We start from the raw sequence: 25,323 nt of genomic DNA, 5'->3' as shown, positions 1-25,323 counted from the left end.
GTTTAACCTAATTCCCAGTTTATCTTATGAATAAATATTCTCTCGACGCATCATTCTCTTCCCCTTTGGGGTTAATTTCAGAATGACTTTATCACTTCTTAAATCAATCACAGAAATTTCTCGTGACAGCACATCATAGCTTTTCTGTAGCTCAGCAAAATGTGCCATCGCACTCAAAGCTTCTTGCTGATCTGTCGTCTCAGGCAACCGAAGCCGCATGCCATTCATAAAGTGAATGTCCCACCGGCGATTGCCAACATGCACTGCTGATCGTACAAAAGAACTTAGATGCGCTTGGCTCTCAATAATCTTTGAGATTTCAGCAATATTTCTATGGGCATTTTCGCCGACGATCAACAGTAAATCAGTATAAGACTCAAGATTTTTTCTGGTTAAAATAAACCCGGCTTCATCGACCAAAGAAACAACCCCTTCACTTTGCCATAAAGCCATAGGAATGCGTTCTTGAATTTGGATATCAAGCGTGTTTGGATAGCGACGCTTTAAGGCCACTTGTTCAACCCAAGGCAGCTCTTCAATACGTTTTCTGATCGCACCTAAATCCATAGAAACAAGTGGCATGCCTTGGTCGATATCAAGAACAGATTGGATTTGACTTCTCGTGGTTTTGTGATGCCCCGTGATGGCAACATTTTCTAAAACCAGTCCCATATCACGTGTGTAATTAATCCATTCAGTTTTCAGCATGGCTTTATTCATATGAAAGAATAACCCAAGACTGCTCACTGAGAGTATCAGTAACAGAGAGACAAACCTGCGCCCATATTTATAATAAAGCGTTGTCATGGTATCCGCCCTTTTCGCCAATGATTTTTATTTCCCAGTGAAGCTCAACACCAAGCTTTTCAAGCACTGACTCTCTTACTAAGTTCCCGAGATCTTCAATGTCCTTCGCTGAAGCATGCCCATGATTTATTAAGAAATTACAATGTTTTTCCGATACCTGCGCATCCCCAACCCGAGCCCCGCGCATGCCAGCCTCATCAATCAGTTGCCAAGCGCTCCGATCATTCGACACGAGAGGATCAGGGTTTTTAAATGTTGATCCTCCAGTCCGTGTCCCTATGGGTTGGCTATCAGAGCGGGTCGCCATAATCTGAGTCATCTTTTTTTCAATGTCTGCACACTCGTCAATTGTCCCTTTTAAGTTTACACTGGTGATAATCCAATCCTCAGGCAAGCCGCTCGAACGATAAGAAAATTCATACTGTGTCGGATCAATTTCATGAAGTGCGCCCAATCGATCAACAGCTCTCGCGTGGATTAAGCAGTCTCTCAATTCCTGATTATATGCCCCTGCATTCATAAAGACGGCCCCGCCAAGGGTACCTGGAATACCTATCAGAAATTCAAGCCCACCAATGCCGGCCTTCTGTGCTGCTTTGGCAACGTGAGCATCCATCGCTCCGCCGCCTGCCTTGACCAAATCTCCGCGTGCTTCAATATCAGAAAAAGCTCTTCCTAGTCTTATGACAACACCGCGAACTCCAGAATCTCGAACCAATAAGTTGGATCCAACACCTATAACAGTCACAGGAATGTGACTTGGCAATTGCCGTAGAAACCCAGCCAGGTCCTTCTCATCTGTAGGTTCAAATAACAGATCTGCAGGGCCTCCTGTGCGAAACCAGCTCAACCTGAACAGAGGAGCGCCTACTGTTAAGCGTCCTTTTATATTTGTCAGGGATTCCCTAATCTTCTGTCCTGCGTTTGTGCTCATTTCACAAAAACTCATTGTCTTGCTCCTAAGACGATTTCATGCTCTCTAATTTATCAGGAAGATTATGTGCCCATTTCGTAATTGTTCCTGCGCCTAAACAAATGACAGCGTCCCCTTCTGTCGCATAGCGAGAAACTACGTCTGCTAGATCTTCATCTCCTTCAGTGACATCCACTGATTTATGGCCTCGTAGTTTTAATCCTGCAGCTAAGTCATCGCGGCTAAACCCTTCGATAGGAGATTCTCCAGCTTCAAATACAGGAGATACAATCACAGTATCTGCGTCATTGAAACATGTGCAAAACTCTTCAAAAAGGCTTGATAACCGAGAATAGCGGTGAGGTTGCATAACTGCGATCACCTTATGATCAAAGCTTTCCCGGGCTGCATTCAAGACCGCTGCTATCTCTACAGGGTGATGGCCATAGTCATCAATAACCGTTATGCCGCCCCCTATGCCTGCATGGGTGAAGCGCCTTTTCACCCCTGCAAAATTAGCAAAGGCTTCTCTCAGCGTTTCATCATCGCTATCCATTTCCAGGCCAACAGCAATTGCTGCCAGAGCATTTTGTACATTATGGAGCCCAGGCATGGGTAAGTGTATCCGAGAGATCTCTCTCGATCTGCGATCTTTTGTTTCTTCAAGGGCAACATCAAAAGTGACCCCGCCGCGCTCTGGTGTTATATTAATCGCACGCACCGCAGCTTGAGGGCTTGTCCCATAGGATATAACGCGTCGATTTTGAATTTCCGGCATAAGGCGTTGCACTTCGGGATGATCAATACAGAGGACCGCAGCTCCATAAAAAGGGACACGATCAAGGAAGGCTTTGAATGCTTCTTTCTCTGCTTCAAAGGTGCCATAAAAATCCAAATGTTCAGGATCCATATTGGTCACGACTGCAACTGTTGCCGGCAATTTGACAAAAGTTCCATCACTTTCATCAGCCTCAACAACCATCCAGTCCCCTTCCCCCATTCGTGCATTGGTTCCATAAGCATTAATAATGCCACCATTGATCACTGTAGGGTCAACGCCTGCCGCTTCTAAAACAGTTGCAACCATACTGGTTGTCGTCGTTTTTCCGTGGGTCCCTGCCACAGAGACAGTCCATTTAAGCCGCATCAATTCCGCAAGCATTTCTGCTCGACGCACCACTGGCAGCCCCCTCTCTCTGGCCGCCTTTAGTTCAGGGTTATTGTCCTTAATAGCTGTGGAAACCACTACAACATCAGCCATCTCAATATTGGCTGGGGTTTGCCCTACAAAGACTTTAATACCCAGCTCTTGAAGCCTAACAACATTCGGCCCTGCAGCGACATCAGATCCTTGGATTGTATAGCCAAGATTAAACATCACTTCGGCAATACCAGACATGCCGATACCGCCGATTCCAATGAAGTGCACCACACCAATTTTAAAAGGAACTTCTTTCATGATCTTTTACATACTTTCTCAATCAAATCCGCTAGTACTAGAGCACTGTGTTCAGAACCGCATGATTGGGCTGCTTTGGACATCGCCTGCAATCTCTTCGATCCATCAGACAGAAGCTGCGTGATATTTTCTTTAACGCTCTCCACGGTAAACTCTTCCTCTCTGAAGACGACCGCAGCGCCTGCCTCTGATAAGACTGCAGCATTGGTTGTCTGATGATCATCCATAGCAATTTTTAATGGGACTAAAAAACTTGGTAGGCCTAGAACAGATATTTCAGCCAACGAGGAGGCGCCGGCCCGCGATATCACCAACTGACTAGTTGCCATACGTTGAGGAATATCAACAAAATATGATTCAACTGTCGCAGAAACCCCTGCTTGTTCATAGATGTTAGAAACCAATTCTATATCTTCGACGCGGGCTTGATGAACTACCTTCAGACGTTTACGGTCAGCTTCAACTAGAGCGGCAATCGCGTTTGGCACGACTTTAGACAAAATGTGAGCGCCTTGTGATCCCCCCATGATTAGAACATTAAATGTCTCACCACTTCTTGGCAGCGAATAGCCATGGGAAAGACTATCCAGCACCTGTTTTCTGACAGGATTCCCTGTGACAAAATACTCCACATTTTCAGGTATGCGCCAGGTATTTTCATAGGCCAGCGCTATGGCCTCAGAAGATTTTGCCATCAATCTATTTACCCGACCAAGAACTGTGTTTTGCTCATGCAAAATATAAGGAATACCACAACTTTTTGCTGCCACAACTGTTGGCATTGAGGGATAGCCTCCAAACCCAATCACAACATCAGCTTTCACTTTTTTCAAAAATTGCCGACAGGCGATTGTATCCCGAGCGAGAGAAAAAGCGCCTTTAACCTTCCCAAGAAGTCCTGCACTCATACCGTTTGTTTTCAAAACAGTCCGCTCATAATTATCCATAATCGCAGGATAGGCATCCCCCCTAGGATCCGTCACTAATATCAGATTGTGCCCTCGTGCGCTTAAGGCATCAGCGACAGCTTCTGCAGGTATCATATGACCGCCTGTACCGCCAGCAGCGAGAACAATTGTCAACCGGTTCTTAGAATGAGCGCCCATCTTAATATCCTCGATCCAACTGATATGTTTGCCGGCCCCAGCCCCGCTTCTCTTCTTGCACTGTCAGATGCCGATTTCTTCTTGAAAAGGCTAGAATGACACCCATGCCAGCCGCTAGGGCGAGCATACTAGAGCCACCGTAAGACACGAAAGGCAGAGTCATTCCCTTAGAGGGAATAAGATTGAGATTTACGGCAATATTAATTGAAGACTGCAAAGCAAATTGCATCACAAGACCAGAGAGAGCAAGCATTTTGAAAGGATCCTCTTCCTGCCTTAAATGTGCAAAAACACGAAGCACTATCCCAGAGATTAGAAGAAGAAGAACTATACAAGCCAAGGCGCCAAATTCTTCGCCCATGACGGCAAAAATATAGTCTGTATGAGCATCGGGCAAATTCATCTTCACAGTGCCTTCGCCAGGCCCTTTACCAATGAGCCCACCCTCTTTAAAAGCTTCTAAAGCTCTGTGTGTTTGATAATTGTCTCCAGACGTAGGATCCACAAATTTATCAATTCTTTTTGTCACATGCGGCACAAAGATATAACCAATCACCAGTGCCGATATACCAGCCAGCGCTGCAGTAGCAACCCACGCCAGCGACAGGCCTGCAATGATTAACTGACCAAGAAAAACGAGGCCGATCAGAAAGGTCTGACCAAAATCTGGTTGCATAATCAAGAGAGCTGCAACGGTGAGATACAAGAAAGTAGCCAAACGTTTTGCAGGCATCGCTTGGTCCGTAAACTTTGAAGAAAGCAACCAAGCAGTACAAATAAAGAAAACTGGTTTTAAAAACTCTGATGGCTGCAAACTAAACCCAGCGACCCGAAGCCAGCGTGTTGACCCTTTAATTTCAGGCCCTATCAACAGTGTAATAACAATTAAACCAATACAAAGTGGAAGGGCAATAATCGCCAACCTTCGAATCATCTTAACACTCATCATAGAGACGATAATTGTGACGAGAAGCCCTAGCGACAAAAAGACAATCTGGCGGGTCGCAAAATGAAAACTGGTAAACCCAATATTTTCAGCAACCGACGTCGAGGCACTAAAAGTAAGCCAGACGCCAATGCCTGACAACATTAGAATGAGTACAAGGATCCACCGATCTACCTCAAACCACCAACGAGAAACAACGCTATTATCGGCGCGAGAAAAAGAAATCATGATGCATACTCCTCTTTCAAGGCATGAAACGTTGATTTAAAAGAAGCACCGCGTTCTTCAAAATCTTTAAATTGATCAAAAGCACTACAGGCTGGTGATAACAAAATAACATCCCCGTTATCCGCCTGTTCAAACGCAGCCCTTAGGGCTTGATCAAGTGACTCTTGATTTGAAACCGGAAAAAGGTCATCGAATTCCCCAACAAAGAACGACGCAGCTTCACCAATGAAATAGCCCGCTTTAAGGTGGGAAAAAGGAACAGAAGAGAGAGTTAACTCTTCATCCTTTGTGCGCCCTCCTGCAATCCAGTGAATATTTTTAAAACTTTCTAGAGCCTTCAGCGCAGAAACAAGATTTGTGGCTTTGCTATCATTAATAAAACTGATGCCGTTTATTTTGCCAACGAATTCTTGGCGATGTGAAAGGCCCGCAAAAGTTCTGAAGCTGACTAATATTTGCTCTGGTCGAATACCAAGTTCAAGTCCAATAGCATAGGCAGTCGCCATGTTTTGCCAGTTGTGGTGACCCTTTAACATCTGACATTTTGAGACTGACCCCACCACACATGGGCGGTTATTTTTCACCTCAAATAATATCTCATCAAGAATTCTGATCCCGTCTTTCATTTCTTTTTCTTCAACTGTAATCGTCTTCAACCGGCCGTCTTTATCGCCCACTGTAACAGCCAAACTCTGAGAGTAGGAATCATCCAGTGACATCACAGCAAGCCCGTCAGAATGCAATAACTCAAACAACCTTGCCTTTGCGAGAACATACCCACTCATATCACCGTGGCGATCAAGATGATCAGGGGTGATATTCAATAAAACTGCTATATCCGGCTTGAAATGGTGAGTTAGATCAATCTGATAAGAAGACATTTCCAAAACATAAACACCACCTTTTTCCAAGGCCGGAAGGGAAAGTACCCCCGTCCCTATATTGCCGCCCATCGCCACAGGCATGCCTGCCTCCCTGATCATGTGGGTAACAAGGGCTGTTGTGGTTGATTTGCCATTAGTGCCTGTAATGGCAACTGTTTTATGAGCAGACAAGGTCGCTTGTCCTGCGGCAAACAAATCAAAATCACCCATAATGGGCACACCTGCTCGTTTAGCTTTTTCAACAAGAGCGTGGGGCTTTGGGTGTGTGAGAGGCACACCCGGTGCCAACATCAAATAATCCAGAACTTTAAAATCAAGTGCATAAAGGTTGTGAGCAACAGAGCCAACTTCTGCACACCGAGCAGAATCATCATCCCAGGCGAAGACTTTTGCCCCAGCTGCACGTAAGGCATTTACGGCTGTAATTCCAGTCCGAGCCAGACCAAATACTGCAACGTTTTTTCCCTCATATGTTACTGGAACGATCATAGAAACCCTGCCTTATCTTAGCTTAAGGCTAGCAAGGCCCACCAAGGCCAAAATCAAAGAAATAATCCAAAATCGTATAACAATTGTCGGCTCGGCCCACCCTTTTTGCTCAAAATGATGGTGTATTGGCGCCATTCTAAAGACCCTCTTGCCCGTAAGTTTAAAGGAGAGCACTTGTACAATCACAGAGACTGTTTCAAGGACAAAAATTCCACCGATTACAGCTAAAATAATCTCATGCTTTGTCACCGCGGCGATAGAACCAAGTGCACCGCCAAGAGCAAGCGAGCCTGTATCTCCCATGAATACCATGGCGGGCGGGGCATTGAACCAAAGAAACCCTAAACAAGCACCAATAAGTGCCCCACAAAAAACAGCGAGTTCCCCAGAGCCTGCCACATATGGCACCCCAAGATAGCCGCTTAAAACAGTATTACCAACAATGTAGGCAATCAGACCAAAAGCCGAAGCCGCAATTACAACTGGCATCGTTGCTAATCCGTCTAGACCATCTGTTAAATTTACAGAATTGGCCGCACCGACAACCACCAACATAATGAAGGGAATATAAAGAATTGGCAGCATGGAAAGGGTAAAGTCTTTTAGACCCGGCACTCCAATAGAAGGATCCGATAATTCCATCAAGGCATAACCAGCTAAACCAGCAATCGCACATTCGATGACAAATTTCACTTTACCTGACAACCCTTCAGACGTTTGTTTTGTTACTTTTTTATAGTCGTCGTAGAAACCAATGGCTCCGAAGGATAAGGTGACGCTAAGAACAATCCAGACATAGGGATTTGAGATATCTGCCCAAAGCAGTGTAGAGACAGAAAGTGCCAATAAAATCATAAAACCGCCCATTGTGGGTGTGCCGGCTTTATTGATAATGTGACTTTCAGGGCCGTCCGCACGAATAGGCTGGCCCTTTTTCTGCTTACTTCTGAGCGCGCGAATAATTTTAGGCCCGAAAATAAAACAAATTACGAGTGCCGTCAGAACAGCCCCACCTGTACGAAACGTTAGATAACGAAACAGGTTAAAAATGCCCTCCTGATCCGCTAAAAAATAATATAACATATGCCCTTCTCCAGATCTGCTTGTCCACAGATTTTGTGTTATGTGTGTTACCCTTTTTTAAGCGCCTTGCCCAAGCGCTGTTGTGTGCCCTTCATAGCGAGAAAGTTTAATAAGGTCATCAACTACTCTTGTTAAATGTGTTGAATTTGAGCCCTTAACGTAAATTAGCTCATTCCCGCTTAATTTGGTTTGTAAAACATCAGATATTTCTGCAACATTTTTACAGCTAATTGTCTCTATTCCTGCCTCTTTTGAAGCTTTTGGCATATAATCCCCAACGGTTAACGCCAGATCAAACCCTGTCTGCTTTAAATAGGGGACAAGGGCCAAATGTTCTGCTTCTTCATTCCGACCAAGTTCAGCCATATCCCCAAGAACAGCGATGGATTTTTGCGTCGTTTCCTTTGTGAGACGGGCAAACCTGCCAAGTGCAGCCCTCATTGATAAAGGGTTAGCATTATAGCTATCGTCTTGCAGGGTCACTGTGCCGTTTTCAAACATCAGTTCATGCAATCGACCCCTGCCCTTTTCAGGTACAAGAGAAGCCAGCGAAAGTGCAGCCTCAGCAATATCCCCTTTTACAGCATTAACTGCTGTGAGTATCATCATCGCATTAAGGATCCACTCTGGCCCCGGTTGATTAACCTTAAAGGTAATGAGTCTATCTGCAAGACCTATGGAGAGGCACGAACAGGTTGCCTGCTCATATACTTTAACGGGCCTTACATCGCATTGATCATCAAACCCAACCTTAATAACTTTCAGATCATGCGCTTTTGCAAGCGTGCATAAAAGGTCGCTGTAGGCATGCTGCATACCTATGATTGCGGTCCCGCCTGCTGACATCCCTTTAAAAATAGAAGCCTTCTCACGCGCAATCGCCTCACGATCCTCAAAGGCTTTTAAATGGGCTGCACCAATTGTGGTAATAATACAGACATCGGGCTTAATTAACTGAGCTAGCGGTTCAATCTCACCTTGTGCTGACATACCGACTTCAAAAACCCCGTACTCTGACTGAGCATGCATACGGGCAAGCGACACGGGCACACCCACATGATTATTAAAGCTTTTGATACTTGAATGCGCCTCTCCAGCTCTTGCTAGAGCTGCTCTCAGAGCTTGCACAACACTTGTTTTTCCTGCACTTCCTGTTACAGCAATACAGCGAGCCGACGCTCGAGCGCGAGCTGCGTGAGCCAGTCTATTCAAAGCAACGCCCGTATCTTCAACAAAGATTAAACGCTCGTCTGATTGTTCAAGATCACTTGGAAGCCTACTCACAATGGCTGCATGTGCGCCACTTTCAAAAGCATTTGAAACAAAATTATGTCCATCTGTTTCACACCCTGACAGGGCAACAAATAAATCACCCGGCACTATAGATCGGCTATCAATCTGAACCCCAGTACAGGCCTTAAAATCCTGCACGGGCATACCGAGAGACTGTGATATTTCCAAAGCTGTCCAAACAGGATCAAACATCACTTATTGCAGCTCCTTTACAGCTAAGAGTTCTTTTGCCGTATGGATATCTGAAAAGGCTATCTTTTCATCACCGATGATTTGCCCTTCTTCATGCCCTTTTCCGGCCAGAATCAAGATGTCACCATCATTCAAGGCTTCTACTGCCTGGTGAATAGCCTCCCCACGATCGCTTATTTCCTGAGCCTTGCCACACCCCTTCATAACTTGCTTTCGAATGGCCGCAGCATCCTCATGACGCGGATTGTCGTCCGTCACATAAATTCTATTTGCAAGCTTCCCTGCAATCTCACCCATAATAGGGCGCTTTCCTGCATCTCGGTCACCGCCGCACCCAAACAAGACATCTAGCGAATTGGTTGCATGCTTTGACGCGGCCTCAAGAACTGTCTTTAATCCATCGGGGGTATGAGCAAAATCGACATAAACAGCACCGCCTTTTGCTGTTTCTCCGATATATTGCATCCGACCACACACTCCTCTTAAACTTTCCATGGATTTCAAACATTGCCGAACTCCAATATCTGCAGTTGAGGCTAGCAATGCTGCAGCTAAGGCGTTCTCCGCCTGAAAAGATCCCATGAGGGGAATGCGGTAATCCTCTTCGTGAGCCTGGTATTTAATGCGAGCAACCAGCCCGCTTGCATGCGGAGTGACAGCGAGGATTTGAGCATCAGATCCCTCTGCATAACCAAGGGTCAGCAAAGCTCGCCCGTCGTTTTTCATCTTCTCAGCTAAGGATTGACCGTGGGGACTATCAATATTGATGACCGCCGTCGCCTCTTCAGTCATAACTTCCGTGAATAAGCGCTCTTTTGCTTTAAAATATGCCATCTCATTCGCATGATAATCTAGATGATCTCGAGTTAAATTAGTAAAAGCTGCAGCTTGAATGTGCACCCCCTCTAACCGCCTTTGATCTAAACCATGAGACGATGCTTCTAGGGCACAGTGCGTCACACCAGAAACAGCTAATTGTTTCAGCGACTGGTGTAAAAGCATAGGGTCTGGGGTAGTTAAACCACCTTGAGTTTGAATGAGGTCTGACCGAACACCAAGAGTTCCCAAACTGCCCGAAATTAGGCCATGCCGCTTCCAGATTTGCCGTGTAAAGTCAGCAACTGATGTTTTTCCATTCGTTCCCGTTACTGCAACAAGAAAATCTGGTACTGGGCTGTAATAGCGTGCTGCAACCCGCGCGTAATCAGCCCTTGGGTCATCACTCTCTATCAACTGCACAGGACACCCTTCCGGTAATTTGGCCCCACGAGTTGTTAGGATTGTTGACGCTCCGGCCGCTATAGCTTGAGGAATAAAATCACGCCCATCAAAAGAGACCCCAGGAAGGGCAAAAAACATAAAATCAGCCTTAACCTGACGACTGTCTGCGGTTACACCTCGCACTGAACAATCCTTCAGCGGAGCTGTAATCGAAAGTAGGTCGCTTAAGCGTGTCACTATTATTTACCCTCTTTCTCAATCAAGTATGATAGGCGTTGATAAGGAGAGACATCTTCCTTCATCGGCGCCACATTCAATATTGGTGCAATGCGCCGAACCACGTGCTGTACCACCGGCGCGGCTGCCATCCCCCCTGAGTTCAGATACCCCTTAGGCTCATCTAAAAGGACAAATACGACATATTTGGGGTCATCAATCGGAAAAGCAGCGACAAATGAAGACACTGTATGTTTTCGACTATACTGGCCCTTTATGACTTTTCGAGCCGTGCCCGTCTTTCCAGCGACGCGATATCCTTTAGCATTAGCGTTTTTCCCAGTCCCAGTCTTTACAGTCAACCGCATAAGCTGACGCATCTTTTCACTTGTTTCACGACTAATTACGCGCTTCCCTGCTACAAATTCAGATGTCTTCAACAGTGTGGGTTGATGCAGAACACCCCCATTAATCATTGCGGAAATACTACCAACCAAATGCAGAGGCGATAGAGAAATTCCATGACCATATGAGACCGTCGCCCGTGTCGCATCCGACCATCGCTGAGGCAAGAGAGGCCGAGACACTTCTGTTAATTCCAAAGATGCACGATCCAAAAGGCCAAGCTTATCTAAAAAAGCTTTTTGCTTATCAGACCCTATAAGATCAGCAATCTTAGACGTGCCAATATTTGAAGAATAAATAAAGACTTCTGGAACAGAGAGAACCCGCGCCTTAGGATGATCATCATTAATTGTGAAACCATCAACACGAATAGGCTTGGTCGCATCAAATCTGTCATTCATCGAGATCAACCCATCTTCAAAAGCCGCCGCAAAAGTGAAGGTTTTCATTGTCGAGCCGAGCTCATATAAGCTTTTCGTCGCCCGATTTCTACGCTCTTCGCCCGTTGCTTTACTCCCAACGTTTGGATCGTAATCTGGCAATGAAGCCAAGGCTAACATTTCGCCTGTTGAAACATCCATGATCAACCCAGCAGCCCCAAGGGCCCTGAAAGCATTCTTAGCCTCAGAGAGTTCGTTCGTTAAAGCATGCTGAACATTCATATCGATAGAAAGTTTCACGGACGATTCGTCATCTACCTTCCCATTTGACAGACGTTCATTCATGAAGTGTTCTATGCCCGCGAGGCCGTCACCATCCACGTTGACAAATCCCAGAACGTGAGCCCCGAGACGACCTTGCGGGTAAATGCGCTCTTCCCTACTATCCAGACGGAGAGCCGGGTTGCCCAGCGCATTGATTGCGTATGCTTGTTTTGGTGTTAATTTTTGATGAAGACGTATAAAGCCCGCTTTCCTTGAAAGCTTCTGCCTTAGACGGGCCAGATCCATCTCTGGTATAATCGCAACGACTTGCTCAGCCAATAGATCTGGGTCTTTCACTTTTGAGCGATTAACGCCTAAACTTTGCACCTCCAGAGAAGTTGCTAAAATTTCACCATTTCGATCTAAAATATCTTTACGGGAGAATTTCTTCTCTGCAACAATTGGCCCAGCCTCAGCAACAATAGGAGCAATCGGCTTTGGCGCTTGAAATCCTTTTTCTGATCCAAGATATAAAAGCTTCCCAGCAAAAACAGCATTCAACGCAACGAACCCTGCCATCAAAAAACTTACCCGCGAGCGTGCCGCCATAAGTGAAGATTTCTGACTCCCATCAAGGCCACCATCCACGCGCCCTTCCGAGACTCCCTCTCCTAACACAGGCTTCGCTGGATCAACAAGTGAGCGGTTAAAAGTTTCTGTCGTCACAACCCGCTCCTTTGCCGTTTATTTCGGTACCGTTTCTGGATCACAGGCACACCTTCATCTCTGATGGACACCCCTTCTGTGCGGAAGGGCACATCGGAAATAGACGTTAAAATCTGCTCTGGCTTGGGAGGCATCATAGCCAAATATTGTAGAGACATATCCTGAAGCTTCATCGGAGATGTCAAATAAGCAATTTCTGTTTTCAGGACATGAACTGCCTGACGATCCGCCTCAATTTGCTGAACCATTTTCTCAAGCTCATCGGTCTTTGCATTCACTTCAAAGCGGATATAAACTACCGCCACACCCGCTAAAATAGCTAAAATCACAACAAAGGTGGCCACTAGACTACGCATCACCCCCTCCAGTAGAAGCACATAAAGCCTCTGTACGGACTGCATAGCGCAGGCGTGCCGATCGTGACCTTGGATTTGACGCTTCCTCCTCAGCTGTAGGCTTCAACCCACTAGATTTTATCACTTTAAAAGTCGGCTGTTCAGAGCGATCCACATGCGGCATGTGACGAGATCCACTAGGTACCCGCCCTGCTTTTTCTGCAATATACTGCTTAACAATGCGATCTTCTAATGAATGGAAGCTGACAACAACTAAGCGCCCTCCCGGATTCAACAGCCTTTCTGCTGCTGCCAATCCACGGCGCAGTTCGCCCAACTCATCATTCACATAAATTCTAAGCGCCTGAAAACTTCGTGTAGCAGGATGAATGAGCTTCTTCCCCTTTACCCGCCTAAAGCCAACAGCCCCTGCAATAATGTCTGCCAAACGTAGCGTTGTTTCTATGGGCCCCTCATCACTCTCACGCGAACGCACGATGGCTGCAGCTATCTTTCGCGATTTCTTCTCTTCACCAAAGTCATAGAGAATATTCGCCAACTCATCCGCTTCCAACGTATTCACGATGTCCGCAGCAGACTGACCAGATTGTCCCATGCGCATATCTAGCGGGCCGTCGCTACGAAAAGAAAACCCGCGCTCCGCCTCATCAAGTTGATAGCTAGACACTCCGATATCAAGAACAATACCATCCACCTTCTCAACACCCACATGAGCGAGAAGATCCTGCATATCACCAAAACATCCATTCAGAATTTCAAATCGACTTCCAAAAGCCTCTTTTAATGCCTTCGCACGCAGGATAGCGTCAGGATCCCGGTCAACACCAAACACCTGACACTCAGCCCCCTTTAACAAAGCTCGAGTGTAACCACCCGCTCCAAAGGTTCCGTCAACAATCACATCACCGCATTGAGGCGCCATTGTCGCTAACACTTCATCAATCATCACAGGTTTATGAACTGGATCATTCAATTGAGAGAGAGGGGTCACTGCTGCACTCATGCATCCCCCCCGCCGAACAGGTCATTCATTGTGACGGATTGCTTTCGCGCAGGCAGGCCGTTCAAGACCTCTAGCGCTTCAGAAGCATCGCTGTCATGAGCTTTCGCAAAACTCTCAGCAGACCAAATCTCAAAGAAATCACCGCCGCCTGAGTAAACCAACTGCTTATCAATTCCTAACTGAGATCGAATGGCTTGAGGGATGACAATCCGCCCATCCGCATCCACACTTAATCTTTTAGACTTAGAGACAACTTCCCGCCGGAAAATCTTCATTTGCCGCGAAAAAGGGCCGTGCTCTTCAGCAACGCGGTCGAATAAATTTTTGAGATATTCAATATCAGATCCGATGTAACAATTATCTTCCAGGGATTTAAAGACAACAATACCGAAAAATTCAGATCCTTCGAGTTCAGAGCGATAGGGCGCAGGAAGACTCGTCCTCCCCTTGCTATCAATTTTACCAATCACCTCTTCTACGAAGAATGCCATTGTTCCGAACCCCTGTTAATTCCCATGCTTACACTTTGAATTTCACCCCAAACCTCTCAAGGCTCCTCAGACGGAAAAACTAATGTGCAACCGACTCCGGGCGCTACCCAGACAACTATGGTATACTACGGATATATTCTGGTAGCAAATGGTATTTTATGGAACTTTTTGGGCAAATTTAGAATCACTTCGGCAATACCCTCAGAAAATTATTAAATTCCAAATCGTTAAAGACCGTTATACGAGCATTTTTCAAAATGAATATTTCTCTTTCATCCCTTCAAAAAAGAATTCCCAAAGAAACCGTAAAAAACCTAGAAAAACCGCCGCATCGTCCTGAAAAAATCGCCCATAAACCGACTTTAATCATGCCGCCCTTCTCCCTCCGTTACTCTCTGCCGAATACACCTAAGGGACTGTTTTAATTACATAATAAATAGCCCTCATCCCCACCGTCAGTGGCGCAACAAGGGCACAGAATTCAGTATTGATTTTGTGTCAGAAATACAACACCTCTCAACAATGTTGTTGCGATGCAATGTAACCGTCTTATTCTATTAACAAAAGTTTAAAAATTACGCTATAAGACCGTGTCTTGATACATTCTAAGGGGGTATTTCAGATCATTGGCCCGGTGTATCAGCAATTAATTTACAGGCGTTATCGTGACGTCACTCATTAAATTCTTGGAGCTCAGGAAATGAAATCTCAATTTAAAACTATGCTATGCGGTGGTGTTGCTCTCGCAGCAATTTCACTAGCTAGTCCTGTCTATGCGCAAGAAACAACATCAAACATCCGGGCAAGCATTTCTAATGCAGACGGTGTTGCTGTTTCTGGGGCGAAAGTAACAATTACAAATACTGCGACAGGCATAACAAGAACTGTGAATGCAAACAGTTCTGGTTCTATCTTCCTTAAAAATCTACCTGTTGGTGGTCCCTACACAATCGCTGTTGTTTCTGAAAGCGGCCGTATCGAAAAGGTAGAGAACATCTATCTTCAACTTGGTTCGACATATAGCGCAAACATCTCACTTTCAAACAATGCTGATGTTTCCATGGAAGAAATCGTTATTACTGCAGAGCGTCTTTCGGCTGCAAATGTTGCACAGGGGCCAAATTCAGTCTTCGATCTTAGTGATCTTGAAGGCGCACCAGCAATTAACCGCGATATTAAAGACATTATCCGTCTTGACCCTCGCGTTTATATTGACGAGTCAAACAGTGACGCTATTCAGTGTGCGGGCGCAAACCCACGCTTTAACTCACTAACAGTTGACGGTGTTGGCTTGAATGATAACTTTGGGTTGAACTCAAACGGCTACCCAACAGAGCGTATCCCTTTCCCGTTTAGTGGTATCCAGCAGGTTGCTGTTGAAATGGCGCCTTTCAATGTAGAGTATGGTTCTTTCACATCTTGTAACGTTAACGCTGTTACAAAATCTGGAACAAATACTCTTAAAGGCTCTGCCTTCTTCGATTACACAGGAGATAGCTACAGAGGTAACTCACTCGAAGGTGATCAGTTTGATAACGGTGACTATTCTGAGAAACGTTACGGCGCAACTTTTGGTGGCCCAATCATTAAAGACAAGCTTTTCTTCTTTGCTGCTTATGAAAAACTAGAAGGCGCGCAACTTTTTGACCGTGGTGTTGAAGGCTCTGGCGCTGCTCGTGAAGTTCAAGGTGTTACACAAAGCCAGCTTGATCGTATCGTCACAGCTTCTCGTGATCTTTATGGTTTTGATGCAGGTTCATTGCCATCATCTCTTCCCTTCACAGACGAGAAATTCCTAGCGAAGATCGACTGGAACATCAATGACCAGCATCGTTTCTCATTCACTTTCAACTATAATGACGGCTTCTCGATCTCACAATCTGATAACGACGACAACGAGCTAGAGCTTTCTAATCACTATTATGAGCGCGGCGCGAAGCTTCTTTCATACACGGGTCATTTGGTTTCTGATTGGACAGATAATTTTTCTACAGACATCCGTCTTTCTCATGCTGACCTTGACAACCGCCAGAATTCTTTGATTGGTTCTGACGTTGGTGAAGCGCGCATCGAAACGTCACGTGGTACCTATGTCTATGTCGGAGGTGACGATAGTCGTCAGTCTAACGATCTTGCATATACAACATGGAATTTCAAAGCCGCAGGAACGTACCAGCTTGATGATCATGCCATCACATTTGGTTATGAGCGTTTCAGCACAGACATTTTCAACCTTTTCCTTCAGCACTCAAATGGTGAATACCGTTTCAACAGCGTAGAAGATTATGAAAATGGTACACCGTCACGCGTTTATTATGGTAATGCTTCTACTCTTAACCCAAATGATGCTGCGGCTGACTGGGGTTATGCAATCAATACAATCTACCTTCAGGATGAGTTCTCTCTTCCAGATTCAAACCTAAACATCACTGCTGGTGTTCGGTATGATTGGTATGATAATGCAGATATTCCAAGAGAAAATGCGAACTTCGTTGCCCGTAACGGATTCTCAAACTCTGCTAACTTTGATGGCCGAGGTATCTTCTTGCCGCGTATTGGCTTTAACTGGGACGCGACTGATCGTATGAGTGTTCATGGTGGCATCGGTCTATTCTCTGGTGGTAACCCTAACGTTTGGTTGTCTAACAACTATTCAAACGATGGTGTTTCTAACATTCAGATTCAGCTCCGCGATTTTGACGATGATCCAAACTTCACATTGTTTGACGATCCTACAGCAAATGGTGGATTGCCTATCTCTGACGTTCCTGCACGCGCACAAGACCTTGTAGCAGCTGGTTCTTCAAACACAGGTGTGAACGCAATTGATCCTGATTTCAAAATTCCAACACAGCTCAAGTTTGCTTTGGGTACAACAATTGATTTTGATGCAGGCATGTTTGGTGATGACTATCGTTTCGGCTTTGATTTCCTTTATTCAAAGACACGCAATGCTGCAACAATCATCGATTCAACTCTTGAGCAAATCGGAACAGCCCCAGATGGTCGCCCTCTTTACTTCTCAGTGAACCGTGCTGATGCGGATTGTGCTGCGGACGTTGGAAGCAACCCATTTGGATGTAACCGTTGGTTCAATAGTGACTACATCTTGACAAACTCTGAAGACAGCGGTCGTCATTATGTCTTGTCTGGTTACTTAAGAAAATCACATGACAATGGTATCGACTGGTCTTTAGGCTATGCTTACACAGACGCGACAGATGCTAACCCAATGACAAGTGCTGTTGCCTTCTCTAACTTCTCTGGTGTTACAGCCTCTGATCGTAACAATCTTTCAGCTGCGACATCAAACTGGGAAATCAAACACCGCTTTACAGGGAAATTCTCTTGGGCGAAGGACTTTTGGGATGACAACACAACGCGCCTAACAGTCTTTGCAAGTGTTCAGTCTGGCCGTCCATATGGCTTCACATTCCTTGACGGCGGCGGAGCATTTAATGGCTCATTCGACGAATTTGGTGATGGTGTTGACCGCGGAAGCCTTCTTTATGTTCCAACAGGTGTGAACGATCCACTGGTTAATTTTGGACCAGATTTCAACACAACAACATTCTTTGCTTTCCTAGAAAATCAAGGACTGATGGAATATGCGGGTCAAATCCTACCACGTAACGTGAATACATCGCGTTGGTGGGGCAAGGTTGATCTTAAGTTCGAACAAGAACTTCCTACAATTGTTGAAGGCCACAAGCTTTCTGCATTTATGGTTATCGAAAACTTTACTAACCTATTGAATGATGACTGGGGTGTTCAGTATCACGGTGGGTACTTCGGTAACACTTCAATTGTGGATGCTCGTATCGATACAACAAATAACGTATATAACTTTAATGAGTTTGTACGCCGCGATCCACAGAGCCGTCGCTCTGGCCCATCACTTTGGGAAATTCGCTTTGGTGTTCGTTACAAGTTCTAAGCTTGTGACACTTTAAAAAATTGAAGCCCCTCGCTTTTGCTGGGGGCTTTTTTTTGAGTATAAAAAAGAAAAAGGGCAGATGGCCTATAAGCCGGGTTCTGTTCCAGTCGGGCCAATCCCAACCTTCGATGACCATTCCTCTAGGCGGACTGTTACCAGCACGCTCAAGCAGCCACCCGAACTATAGTGCACAAACTCACCAGCAGATCAAAGTCTGCGTCGTTCCTATTGGCTTTGCTCCGGGTGGGGTTTACCATGCGGCCGCTGTTGCCAGAAGCCCGGTGCGCTCTTACCGCACCCTTTCAGCCTTACCGATACGTATACCGGCGGTATCCTTTCTGTGGCACTTTCCCTAAGGTCGCCCTCGCTGGCCATTAACCAGCACCCTGTCTGTGTGGAGCCCGGACTTTCCTTCCCCGCTTTAACACGGCGGCAGTCATCCAGCCATCTGCATGCTCTCTATGACTCTTTTCCTATGGATAGGTCAAGATTTATCTTGATTTCGCCCTATTTATACGGCAGGTTCAGCCCATCAATTACGAAGGATATCAAAGATGAAAAAACTACTTCTTATCAGCTCTGCCTTTTTCGCTCTCACAGCCTGTGGTGGCCGCGGAGATGATATTGTCTTTGATAAAGTGTTGGGCCCTGAAACCCAAATACAGCTAAAATCCTTACCAAAAGACTTACGCGGCGACCAGAATGGTGAGAATCTTTCAGGCCAGCAGTTGAAAGCCCCAGAATTAGAAAAAGACGGTAAATAAACCGTCTTAATAAATCTATTCCCCGTCTTTCTTGTTAGACTTCAGGTTTAATCTCAAAATAGGCTGGGCACATACCTTTAGCTTCGTCCACGTCCACTTCAGTGACTTCCGCTTCTTCGGGACCCTCTTCATACAATTCAAGAAGGGTATCAACATCAAGGCTGCGACCATAAAGCAGGCTTTCGATCATGCCGCTCTTTCTATTTCTGACCCAGCCATGGAGACCCAATTTGTCCGCCTCTTTTTTAGCCCATTCACGGTATCCAACACCCTGGACTTTGCCAGAGATCCATACTCTTACTGATTTATTCATAGGTTATCCCTTCCAACCTTAATAGCCTCTTGTGATCGGTTAATCACTCATATCATAAAGAAGGCTAATAAAGTCTTAAAGGTCAATCAAGCCAATTACTCAAATTCAATAATAACTTCATCAACTTGCAAACTATCCCCTGCAACAGCTTTGATTGATTTTACAGTTGCATCCTTCTCAGCCCGCAGAATATTTTCCATTTTCATTGCCTCGACAACAGCCAAAGCCTGACCAGCTTTCACGTCTTCCCCTTCTGCAACATCAATAGAGATAATCAAGCCGGGCATCGGACAAAGAAGGTATTTGCTCATATCGGCTTCAATAACTTCAGGCATATGATGTGTCAGCTCCGCTGCACGGGGACTTTGAACTTGTATAAGCTGGCTCACACCGTCTGAGGTTAGCAGATAGCCCGCTTCTGTGATATCAACTTCCATAAAATAAGTTGCCCCATTCACGACAATCTCAATCACTTCTTGGCCAGGCACCCAATCTGTCTCAATCGTAACTTTACGATCATCGATAGCGACAAAAATCCCATCATCATTCTGGATAATGCTCACTTTGCTCTGCTCTTCACCTAATGAAATTGTCCAACGATAGGCTTGTGGGCCATCACGAACTTCCACCTGGCCTTTAATCTGTGTTTCTCTTGATTTATAAACTCCGTGGATCAACATCGCAGCAGCAATCATGGCAGTTTTCACATTTGACCTTAAAGCGCCCCCTTCAAAACCGTCCGGGTATTCTTCAGCAATAAAGTTTGTGGTCATGTTGCCACTCTGAAACCTTGGATGAGCCATCAGTGCAGACAAGAACGTCATATTGTGACTAATGCCGCGAATGTAATATTGGTCTAGAGCTTGACGTTGAAGGTCAATGGCTTCCTTGCGGGTATGCCCATAGGTCACCAGTTTGGCGATCATCGGATCATAATACATTGAAATTTCAGCGCCTTCATAAACGCCTGTATCAACCCGAACAGACTCTGTTTCTTTTGGGGCCTTATATTTTGTTAAACGCCCAATTGAGGGTAAGAAACCTCTAATCGGGTCTTCTGCATAAACACGATTTTCAACAGCCCAGCCCGTCAACTTGACATCCTCTTGTGTCATGCTCAACTTTTCGCCATTCGCCACGCGCAACATTTGCTCTACAAGGTCGACACCAGTGATAAATTCCGTCACAGGATGCTCCACCTGCAACCGCGTATTCATTTCTAAAAAATAGAAATTTCTGTTCTTATCAACAATGAATTCCACCGTTCCAGCACTGCAATAATCAACGGCCTTGGCGAGGGCAATAGACTCTTCTCCCATCGCTTTGCGTGTTTTTTCGTCCAAGAATGGGGACGGGGCCTCTTCAACTACTTTTTGGTGGCGGCGCTGAATTGAACATTCTCTCTCGCCCAGATAAATGACATTGCCATGCTTATCACCAAGGACCTGAATTTCAATATGCCGTGGTTCTTCAATAAATTTCTCAATAAAGACACGATCGTCACCAAAGCTAGAACGTGCTTCATTTTGAGCAGAAATATAGCCTTCAGCAGCCTCCTCATCATTCCAGGCAATGCGCATGCCTTTTCCGCCACCACCAGCAGAAGCCTTCAGCATAACAGGATATCCAATTTCCTTAGAAATTTTCATAGCTTCCTCGGCATCTTGAATAATATCCATATGGCCAGGCACTGTAGAGACGCCCGCTTTTGCCGCCAATTCTTTGGATGTGATTTTGTCGCCCATGGATGTAATTGCATAAGGATCAGGGCCAATGAAAGAAAGGCCTGCAGCTTGAACCGCTTCAACGAAAGAGGCGCGTTCGCTCAAAAATCCATAGCCAGGATGAATTGCTTCTGCACCGGTTGCCTTTGCAGCCTCAAGGATTTTCTCAGGAATTAAGTAGCTTTCGGCTGCAGCCGCAGGTCCAATATGGACAGCTTCATCTGCCATCTGCACATGAAGTGCATCCGCATCTGCATCTGAGTAGACTGCTACTGTTTGAATGCCCATCTTTTTTGCTGTTTTCATAACACGGCAGGCAATTTCACCGCGGTTGGCAATTAGGATCTTTTTAAACATGAGGGACCCTCTTTCTTATTTTTCGATTTGCTCTTCCTGGGACTTTCGTGTCGCTCTTGTGGACATCCACCAGAGTATACCAACGACACCGAAGCCAAGAAGAAATGAAATTTCTTGGTGATCATCTGAAAAGATTGCTGCGGCAAGACCAAAGCCAAAAGCAGATCCCAAGATCAATCCTACAATTAAAAAAGACAAAGACTCAGATCTTTGAGCTGCTCCTTTAATTTGAGATTCAACATCTTTGGGTAACGGTCTAGCCATCAATCATTCCTTCAAATTACAGTGGGATGTTACCATGCTTGCGCCACGGATTTTCCAGCTGCTTATTCTCTAAACGCCTTAGGCCGTGGATCAAACGTCGACGCGTGCCGTGAGGCATAATCACATCATCCAGATAGCCACGCTGGGCTGCGACAAATGGATTTGCAAAGAGATCTTCATATTCTTTCGTGCGCTCAGAGATTTTTTCGGGATCATCTCGCTCATTGCGGTATAAAATTTCCACAGCCCCTTTAGATCCCATTACAGCGATTTCAGCTGTAGGCCACGCATAGTTCAAATCCCCTCTAAGGTGTTTTGAAGCCATCACGTCATAGGCCCCGCCGTAAGCTTTGCGGGTAATGACAGTGATTTTTGGAACAGTTGCTTCTGCATAGGCATAAAGAAGCTTCGCACCATGTTTAATGATCCCACCATATTCCTGAGCTGTTCCAGGTAAGAAACCAGGGACATCAACAAATGTGACAATTGGAATGCTAAAGGCATCACAGAAACGGACGAACCGCGCTGCTTTTTTACTGCTATCAATATCCAAGCATCCAGCCAGAACCATTGGTTGATTTGCGACAAGGCCTACTGTCTTGCCATCCATTCGGGCAAATCCGACTAGGATGTTTGCTGCATGATCTGGCATAATTTCAAAGAAATCACCCTCATCAACCACTTTACTGATAACCTCGTGCATATCATAGGGTTTGTTAGGGTTTGAGGGAATAACATTGTCGAGCGATATTTCTTCCCTGTCCGGCTTATCAAATGTTGGCCTTTCAGGCACACCAGATCTATTGTTAAGCGGTAAGAAGTCAATCAATCGTCTTAATTGCTCCAGTGCTTGTACATCATTTTCAAACGCTTTATCTGCCACACCTGATTTGGTCGTATGAGTCTTAGCTCCCCCAAGTTCTTCTTGAGTGACAACTTCATTGGTCACAGTTTTTACAACATCAGGCCCTGTAACAAACATATAGGACGTGTCTTTGACCATGAATATAAAATCAGTAATAGCAGGGCTATAGACTGCGCCTCCAGCGCAAGGGCCCATTACCATTGAAATCTGAGGAATAACACCTGACGCTAAAACATTCTGTTGGAAGACATCAGCATAACCGCCAAGAGCCGCAACACCTTCTTGAATACGCGCTCCCCCACTATCATTAATGCCGATACAAGGTGCGCCTGCTTTCATAGCCATATCCATAATCTTGAGGATTTTTTCGGCATGAGTTTCAGATAAAGACCCCCCAAATACTGTAAAGTCTTGAGAATAGACATAGATCGGGCGACCGTTCACGGTCCCTGCACCTATCACGACACCGTCACCAGCAAATTTAGTCTTTTCCATGCCAAAATCAGTACAGCGATGATCTTTAAACATATCGAATTCTTCAAAGCTGCCTTCATCAACTAGCAATTCGATGCGCTCGCGTGCCGTCAATTTTCCGCGTGCATGCTGTGCATCGATACGTTTTTGGCCACCGCCTAAACGCGCTTCTTCACGCTTCGCTTCTAGCCTTTCAAGGATTTCTTTCATTTGCAGAGGGGACCTTTCTCAAATAAATGTCGACTGTCAGAATATACTCTGAGGCAAACTTAATGTGTTATTTTCTATTTTCTATAAAAAAATCATAGAAAAAACAGTTTTTTCGATGATTAATTCTAAGCTATGTTTCTAAAAAACTATAGATACGTTAAATATTTTTCTGTTGATTGCATATCAAAATACAGGTTTTTTCTTGTTTCTACCGCTTCCTCATCAGCACCCCACTCCTCTTCTTGAAAAAGCTCATCCACAAGAGCTGCAGGCCAAATAGTATCCAGAGGGACTGAATTTTTAATCATCGACAGGCCCATGGTGAATGACCCAAGACCAGTGGTAAAGCCATGTAAGGCTGTTAAGCGAAAACTATCAATTGTCTTCATCTCATCTTTTAGACGAGACAAAACATCTGCCTCTTGTGTCACATGAATTATGCCGCTCGTGGTTTTGAGGGTGACCCCATATGTTTCTTGCAACCAACCATGATAGGGAGACCAAGCATCCTTCTGGCGCTCAACAAGCATTTCAGGGTATTCAGCATAGTAACAAATAAGATCTGTCCCAGAATAAGCAGAGAGTTCATCAATGATATCTTCTCGCCTGCTGTTGACACGATCAATTGCAGTATTGGCCAACTTGGTGAGGGGCATCGCTTCAGTATTGATGATCTCTTCCTGAGCTTCCCATTCTTCAGCTACAGCAGCAGCCAGAGCCCTTGTGGGCATCACAAGACTAGCCTTCAGGGGCGTTTTCAAGTTTCGCTGATCAAGGGTAATCGAATACCCACTCTCTTTTTCAATCACAGCAACTGATTTATAGAAGCGTTTCATTACAACTCTTTACTTTCTACAGTTTTCTTTTGCATCTCGCGGGTCATCTTTGCGTATTTGCGTCTGGTTGCGCGACTATTTTTTCTCTGGGTGCCCATACGTTTTTCGTCTGCGCCTGATTCAAATTTAAATCCAGTTGAGAAAACTGATGGCCCCTTTTGTTCTACCTTCGCATCATCAAGAGCATCATACCCTAGAATTTTATTCCCCAGTTTAGGATTGCGGTAGCACATGAGCATGGCCCCTGACAGAAGAACACAAACCAGCAGAGAGAGAACATACGTCATCGTAACGTCTCCTCCACTTTCCCCAAGAATTACATCATCATAGGCATAAACAAGGATTGCTAAAATGATAAACATCAATGAGAAGACAAGAAATATCGGTCTTGGTTTGTAAAGCTCACGTTTAAAATCTTCCTTAGAATTCTGTGTCATTTATAGCATCCTATCGACTAGGTCTGGCAGCTCATGATACTCTTCAATAAGATGTTTAGCTCCAGTGTCCAGCAATTCCTGTCCGCCGTGATACCCCCAAGCAACACCTATAGACTGCGAGCCAGCATTGCTTGCCATTATTGTATCAAATTTAGTATCCCCGATCATCACCGCTAAATCTTTATGTGATCCTGCATCACTCAGGGCAGTATTAATCATTGAAGGGTGGGGCTTACTGGGATGAAAGTCTGCCGTCTGAACACTGACAAAAAAGTCGTTGAGAGCGTGTTGTTCGATAACTCGTTGCATACCGCGATGGCTATTTCCTGTTGCTACAGCAAGCAAATACCCACGGTTGCTGAGCTCTTCCATGGCTTCTCTACACCCTGGAAAGAGGGGATCTGGTTTAAAGCCCTCAGCTTGGCGTTTTTCATAGAAGCGGTTTTTATAGAGGGCGGTCGCATCCTTCACATCTTGCTGAGAAAAACTAGGCTGCAATTCACTGATAGCTTCTTCGAGAGAGAGCCCAATAATGCGTCGCACAGCCAGATCACTGACACGAGAAACTTTAAGCTCACTGAATGTATCATGCATGGTTGAGACAATCATATGCTGACTGTCAACGAGGGTGCCGTCACAATCAAAGATCACCAACTTGTTCATGTCATCCTTCACTCAGT

General features: G+C 45.3%; 22 protein-coding genes and 1 other RNA gene. 2 read left to right on the top strand and 21 right to left on the bottom strand.

Annotation, left to right across the window (positions count from 1 at the left end):
* Positions 1-24 precede the first annotated feature (24 nt).
* From QGN29_RS08495 to QGN29_RS08435, 13 genes are read right to left on the bottom strand one after another with little or no spacing between them, the layout of a single operon-like run.
* Positions 25-807: a cell division protein FtsQ/DivIB gene (locus QGN29_RS08495; protein ID WP_310797425.1), complete on the bottom strand. Its 783-nt coding sequence runs from the start codon at positions 805-807 to the stop codon at positions 25-27.
* Complete coding sequence (gene murB / locus QGN29_RS08490) at positions 788-1,756, bottom strand: UDP-N-acetylmuramate dehydrogenase (protein ID WP_310797424.1); 969 nt, start codon at positions 1,754-1,756, stop codon at positions 788-790. The genes QGN29_RS08495 and murB overlap by 20 nt, the downstream gene beginning before the upstream one ends.
* A gap of 10 nt (positions 1,757-1,766) precedes the next feature.
* On the bottom strand, positions 1,767-3,179 hold the full coding sequence (gene murC, locus QGN29_RS08485; protein ID WP_310797423.1) for a UDP-N-acetylmuramate--L-alanine ligase: 1,413 nt from the start codon (positions 3,177-3,179) through the stop codon (positions 1,767-1,769).
* Entirely contained in the window at positions 3,176-4,285 is a 1,110-nt protein-coding gene (gene murG, locus QGN29_RS08480) for an undecaprenyldiphospho-muramoylpentapeptide beta-N-acetylglucosaminyltransferase (RefSeq protein WP_310797422.1), read from the bottom strand. The genes murC and murG overlap by 4 nt, the downstream gene beginning before the upstream one ends.
* Before the next feature lies 1 nt (position 4,286).
* A complete protein-coding gene (gene ftsW, locus QGN29_RS08475) occupies positions 4,287-5,459 on the bottom strand; it encodes a putative lipid II flippase FtsW (protein ID WP_310797421.1) in 1,173 nt (390 codons plus the stop codon).
* A complete protein-coding gene (gene murD, locus QGN29_RS08470) occupies positions 5,456-6,832 on the bottom strand; it encodes a UDP-N-acetylmuramoyl-L-alanine--D-glutamate ligase (RefSeq protein WP_310797420.1) in 1,377 nt (458 codons plus the stop codon). The genes ftsW and murD overlap by 4 nt, the downstream gene beginning before the upstream one ends.
* 12 nt (positions 6,833-6,844) lie before the next feature.
* Positions 6,845-7,915 (bottom strand): phospho-N-acetylmuramoyl-pentapeptide-transferase, encoded by a 1,071-nt coding sequence (mraY, locus tag QGN29_RS08465; RefSeq protein ID WP_310797419.1) that lies wholly within the window; start codon positions 7,913-7,915, stop codon positions 6,845-6,847.
* A gap of 57 nt (positions 7,916-7,972) precedes the next feature.
* Entirely contained in the window at positions 7,973-9,400 is a 1,428-nt protein-coding gene (locus QGN29_RS08460; protein WP_310797418.1) for a UDP-N-acetylmuramoyl-tripeptide--D-alanyl-D-alanine ligase, read from the bottom strand.
* A gap of 3 nt (positions 9,401-9,403) precedes the next feature.
* Positions 9,404-10,858, bottom strand: coding sequence for a UDP-N-acetylmuramoyl-L-alanyl-D-glutamate--2,6-diaminopimelate ligase (locus QGN29_RS08455; protein WP_310797417.1), 1,455 nt, complete (start codon positions 10,856-10,858; stop codon positions 9,404-9,406).
* Positions 10,859-10,860: 2 nt separating this feature from the next.
* Positions 10,861-12,612 carry a peptidoglycan D,D-transpeptidase FtsI family protein gene (locus tag QGN29_RS08450; RefSeq protein ID WP_310797416.1) on the bottom strand — a complete coding sequence of 584 codons (1,752 nt, stop codon included), beginning with the start codon at positions 12,610-12,612 and terminating at the stop codon, positions 10,861-10,863.
* Complete coding sequence (gene ftsL, locus QGN29_RS08445) at positions 12,609-12,968, bottom strand: cell division protein FtsL (protein ID WP_310797415.1); 360 nt, start codon at positions 12,966-12,968, stop codon at positions 12,609-12,611. Before ftsL ends, QGN29_RS08450 begins: the two co-directional genes overlap by 4 nt.
* Positions 12,961-13,971, bottom strand: a complete 1,011-nt coding sequence (gene rsmH / locus QGN29_RS08440) for a 16S rRNA (cytosine(1402)-N(4))-methyltransferase RsmH (protein WP_310797414.1) — start codon at positions 13,969-13,971, stop codon at positions 12,961-12,963. The genes ftsL and rsmH overlap by 8 nt, the downstream gene beginning before the upstream one ends.
* A complete protein-coding gene (locus tag QGN29_RS08435) occupies positions 13,968-14,462 on the bottom strand; it encodes a division/cell wall cluster transcriptional repressor MraZ (protein ID WP_310797413.1) in 495 nt (164 codons plus the stop codon). The genes rsmH and QGN29_RS08435 overlap by 4 nt, the downstream gene beginning before the upstream one ends.
* Before the next feature lie 700 nt (positions 14,463-15,162).
* Between QGN29_RS08435 and QGN29_RS08430 the strand changes: the two genes are divergently transcribed.
* On the top strand, positions 15,163-18,399 hold the full coding sequence (locus tag QGN29_RS08430) for a TonB-dependent receptor (protein ID WP_310797412.1): 3,237 nt from the start codon (positions 15,163-15,165) through the stop codon (positions 18,397-18,399).
* Positions 18,400-18,470: 71 nt separating this feature from the next.
* Here QGN29_RS08430 and rnpB read toward each other — a convergent pair.
* An RNA gene (gene rnpB / locus QGN29_RS08425) (RNase P RNA component class A) lies at positions 18,471-18,851 on the bottom strand.
* Positions 18,852-18,953: 102 nt separating this feature from the next.
* Here rnpB and QGN29_RS08420 point away from each other — a divergent pair.
* A complete protein-coding gene (locus QGN29_RS08420) occupies positions 18,954-19,163 on the top strand; it encodes a hypothetical protein (protein ID WP_310797411.1) in 210 nt (69 codons plus the stop codon).
* 34 nt (positions 19,164-19,197) lie between these two features.
* Here QGN29_RS08420 and QGN29_RS08415 read toward each other — a convergent pair whose 3' ends face one another.
* The 7 genes from QGN29_RS08415 to QGN29_RS08385 all read right to left on the bottom strand — a co-directional run bounded on the left by QGN29_RS08415 (position 19,198) and on the right by QGN29_RS08385 (position 25,318).
* On the bottom strand, positions 19,198-19,476 hold the full coding sequence (locus QGN29_RS08415; protein ID WP_310797410.1) for an acylphosphatase: 279 nt from the start codon (positions 19,474-19,476) through the stop codon (positions 19,198-19,200).
* A 95-nt stretch (positions 19,477-19,571) separates the two neighbouring features.
* Positions 19,572-21,557 carry an acetyl-CoA carboxylase biotin carboxylase subunit gene (locus QGN29_RS08410; RefSeq protein WP_310797409.1) on the bottom strand — a complete coding sequence of 662 codons (1,986 nt, stop codon included), beginning with the start codon at positions 21,555-21,557 and terminating at the stop codon, positions 19,572-19,574.
* A gap of 15 nt (positions 21,558-21,572) precedes the next feature.
* Positions 21,573-21,821 carry a hypothetical protein gene (locus tag QGN29_RS08405; RefSeq protein WP_310797408.1) on the bottom strand — a complete coding sequence of 83 codons (249 nt, stop codon included), beginning with the start codon at positions 21,819-21,821 and terminating at the stop codon, positions 21,573-21,575.
* A gap of 16 nt (positions 21,822-21,837) precedes the next feature.
* Entirely contained in the window at positions 21,838-23,370 is a 1,533-nt protein-coding gene (locus QGN29_RS08400; RefSeq protein ID WP_310797407.1) for an acyl-CoA carboxylase subunit beta, read from the bottom strand.
* A 146-nt stretch (positions 23,371-23,516) separates the two neighbouring features.
* Entirely contained in the window at positions 23,517-24,206 is a 690-nt protein-coding gene (locus tag QGN29_RS08395) for an ATP12 family chaperone protein (RefSeq protein WP_310797406.1), read from the bottom strand.
* The gene (locus QGN29_RS08390; protein ID WP_310797405.1) at positions 24,206-24,643 is read right to left on the bottom strand and encodes a hypothetical protein; all 438 of its coding nucleotides are present in this window, start codon (positions 24,641-24,643) and stop codon (positions 24,206-24,208) included. Before QGN29_RS08390 ends, QGN29_RS08395 begins: the two co-directional genes overlap by 1 nt.
* Positions 24,644-25,318 carry an HAD-IA family hydrolase gene (locus tag QGN29_RS08385; RefSeq protein WP_310797404.1) on the bottom strand — a complete coding sequence of 225 codons (675 nt, stop codon included), beginning with the start codon at positions 25,316-25,318 and terminating at the stop codon, positions 24,644-24,646. It lies immediately after the preceding gene.
* Between the last annotated feature and the right edge of the window lie 5 nt (positions 25,319-25,323).

It is taken from the genome of Temperatibacter marinus (assembly GCF_031598375.1).
In the GTDB taxonomy this organism is placed as follows: domain Bacteria; phylum Pseudomonadota; class Alphaproteobacteria; order Sphingomonadales; family Kordiimonadaceae; genus Temperatibacter; species Temperatibacter marinus.
Note: the sequence above shows the minus strand (reverse complement) of the source record. Positions and strands in the feature narration are given on the sequence as shown.

Bases quoted from the DNA above. Each gene is read 5' to 3' on its own strand.
- QGN29_RS08495 (WP_310797425.1), bottom strand. From the start codon at position 807: ATGACAACGCTTTATTATAAATATGGGCGCAGGTTTGTCTCTCTGTTA.
- murB (WP_310797424.1), bottom strand. From the start codon at position 1,756: ATGAGTTTTTGTGAAATGAGCACAAACGCAGGACAGAAGATTAGGGAA.
- murC (WP_310797423.1), bottom strand. From the start codon at position 3,179: ATGAAAGAAGTTCCTTTTAAAATTGGTGTGGTGCACTTCATTGGAATC.
- murG (WP_310797422.1), bottom strand. From the start codon at position 4,285: ATGGGCGCTCATTCTAAGAACCGGTTGACAATTGTTCTCGCTGCTGGC.
- ftsW (WP_310797421.1), bottom strand. From the start codon at position 5,459: ATGATTTCTTTTTCTCGCGCCGATAATAGCGTTGTTTCTCGTTGGTGG.
- murD (WP_310797420.1), bottom strand. From the start codon at position 6,832: ATGATCGTTCCAGTAACATATGAGGGAAAAAACGTTGCAGTATTTGGT.
- mraY (WP_310797419.1), bottom strand. From the start codon at position 7,915: ATGTTATATTATTTTTTAGCGGATCAGGAGGGCATTTTTAACCTGTTT.
- QGN29_RS08460 (WP_310797418.1), bottom strand. From the start codon at position 9,400: ATGTTTGATCCTGTTTGGACAGCTTTGGAAATATCACAGTCTCTCGGT.
- ftsL (WP_310797415.1), bottom strand. From the start codon at position 12,968: ATGCGTAGTCTAGTGGCCACCTTTGTTGTGATTTTAGCTATTTTAGCG.
- rsmH (WP_310797414.1), bottom strand. From the start codon at position 13,971: ATGAGTGCAGCAGTGACCCCTCTCTCTCAATTGAATGATCCAGTTCAT.
- QGN29_RS08435 (WP_310797413.1), bottom strand. From the start codon at position 14,462: ATGGCATTCTTCGTAGAAGAGGTGATTGGTAAAATTGATAGCAAGGGG.
- QGN29_RS08430 (WP_310797412.1), top strand. From the start codon at position 15,163: ATGAAATCTCAATTTAAAACTATGCTATGCGGTGGTGTTGCTCTCGCA.
- QGN29_RS08420 (WP_310797411.1), top strand. From the start codon at position 18,954: ATGAAAAAACTACTTCTTATCAGCTCTGCCTTTTTCGCTCTCACAGCC.
- QGN29_RS08415 (WP_310797410.1), bottom strand. From the start codon at position 19,476: ATGAATAAATCAGTAAGAGTATGGATCTCTGGCAAAGTCCAGGGTGTT.
- QGN29_RS08410 (WP_310797409.1), bottom strand. From the start codon at position 21,557: ATGTTTAAAAAGATCCTAATTGCCAACCGCGGTGAAATTGCCTGCCGT.
- QGN29_RS08405 (WP_310797408.1), bottom strand. From the start codon at position 21,821: ATGGCTAGACCGTTACCCAAAGATGTTGAATCTCAAATTAAAGGAGCA.
- QGN29_RS08400 (WP_310797407.1), bottom strand. From the start codon at position 23,370: ATGAAAGAAATCCTTGAAAGGCTAGAAGCGAAGCGTGAAGAAGCGCGT.
- QGN29_RS08395 (WP_310797406.1), bottom strand. From the start codon at position 24,206: ATGAAACGCTTCTATAAATCAGTTGCTGTGATTGAAAAAGAGAGTGGG.
- QGN29_RS08390 (WP_310797405.1), bottom strand. From the start codon at position 24,643: ATGACACAGAATTCTAAGGAAGATTTTAAACGTGAGCTTTACAAACCA.